Source organism: Collinsella aerofaciens, from assembly GCF_032584215.1.
Taxonomy (GTDB): domain Bacteria; phylum Actinomycetota; class Coriobacteriia; order Coriobacteriales; family Coriobacteriaceae; genus Collinsella.
Genome location: NZ_JAWHPN010000080.1, coordinates 1 through 660, shown reverse-complemented (window position 1 = coordinate 660; position 660 = coordinate 1). Strand labels below are relative to the sequence as shown.

Below are 660 nucleotides of genomic sequence, written 5' to 3'. Positions count from 1 at the left end.
GCAGAGAACACGCCGTCAAATATTTGGACATTATGAATGGTTCCTGTGAACGGATATTCAAAGGCTGCTGGCTGCCCGGAGGAAGCCTGCCTGCGCGTCATGCCAAGGTATCCGCTGTCAATACCGGGAATATCAGCCATGAAGCCATAGCCAGAGGAGGCCGTCAGTTCTGACAGCGGCAGGTCCAGAACCATCTCCCCGTTGAGGAAGAGTTGGTAGCCGTAGTCCGGGTCAGCCGTAAAGGCGGCACAATACTCCTTTCCGGCTTCAATCGTCACAGGAGCCGAGTTTTTTTCAAAGTCTCCTCCCTCCTGCCTGCGGATCTCAAATCCGAGCCTCGCGTTGGAGTAGTAGAGGTGGAAATAGGAGTTCTGGTTCCCCGTCTGACCATTGCTGACCCCAATCAATGAGTAGATGCTGTCGGTGCTTGTGGGCGTAAAGCGCACCAAAATTGTACCCTCATGCAGGCCAGCAATACTGGGCAGTTCCGGCCCGATTGGGGTGTAGGTGCCGTCAGACAGCGGCAACACCTTTTCTGAGGAGGAATATACCAAATTAGGGGTATCAGGCGTAGGTTTGATGTCCTTGATGTAGTCGAGTGTGTATTCACCGAAGACCAAGGAATGGATATTGTCAGGCCGACTCTCTTGTTCATAGAAG

General features: G+C 52.9%; 1 protein-coding gene. It reads right to left on the bottom strand.

Annotated features, from left to right (window positions below; genetic code table 11):
- Positions 1-660, bottom strand: a 660-nt coding sequence (locus RX395_RS09835; protein ID WP_316367297.1) for a sialidase domain-containing protein, incomplete at both ends; no start/stop codon positions are given.